Genomic DNA, 1,044 nt, shown 5'->3' on the forward strand with positions numbered 1-1,044 from the left:
RACTGCTGACACTGCACGCGGAAGACAGCGAACTGGATGTTCAAGTGATCCCTGCCACTGTAATTGTGGGGGACGTAAGCCGGGTAAAGAAAGGCAACAATAAGCCTTACCTACAAGCGATGAATGGCCTGCAAAAAGCCAAAGCGGTGATCACCGCCGGCCGTGATTGCCTTGTGCGCTTTAGTCCTGTGGTCTCACTGCGTTACATGGCGCAATCACACGGCACCGATAGCTCGATTGCCCACAAGTTGGCGCGCGTAGCACGCATTCACTTCTCGCGTCAAAAACTGGCGGCTTCTGGCCCGGACTTGCCTTCACGCCAAGTTCTGTTCGCTCGTTTGATGAAATCGCCAGCCATTGAGCAAGCGATTGAGGAAGAAGCAAAAGCAAAAACATCTCAGATGRAGAAAGCGCGTAAAGAAGCGCAAGACATCATGGATGAGATTGCAGCAGACTTCTCCTACTCCTTGGTGAAACAAGCGCGCTGCTCGGGATGGCTTTGGAACAAGCTCTATCAGGGGCGTTAACATCAACAACGCCGCGACGGTGCGTCGTCTAGCGCAAGATGGTCATGACGATTGTGCCTATGTGCCTTGGCCACTGCTCAGCCACATGGACTACCTATTACTCTCTTACGTGCTTTATCACGAAGGGATGGTGCCGCCGCATATTGCCGCGGGCATAAACCTCAACTTCTTCCCTGCGGGTCCGATTTTCCGCCGCGGTGGGGCGTTCTTTATTCGTCGTAGCTTCAAAGGCAATCGTCTTTATTCGACCATTTTCCGCGAATATTTGGCAGAGCTCTTTGCCAAAGGTTACTCGGTAGAATACTTCTCAGAAGGTGGCCGCTCGCGCACGGGTCGTTTACTGCCAGCCAAAACTGGCATGTTGGCAATGACCATTCAAGCGATGCTGCGTGGGCTAAATCGCCCAGTCACCTTAGTGCCCGTTTACATTGGCTACGAGCACGTGATGGAAGTAGCAACCTACGCCAAAGAGTTGCGTGGTAAACGTAAAGAGAAAGAAAACGCGGGTCTTGTGCTG

1 pseudogene is annotated in these 1,044 nt (G+C 52.6%); it reads left to right on the plus strand.

What is annotated here, in order from left to right:
- Positions 1 to 1,044: pseudogene (locus CIK04_RS24265) on the plus strand (1-acyl-sn-glycerol-3-phosphate acyltransferase); the annotation flags it as partial.

This window comes from Vibrio sp. 03_296 (genome assembly GCF_002265885.1).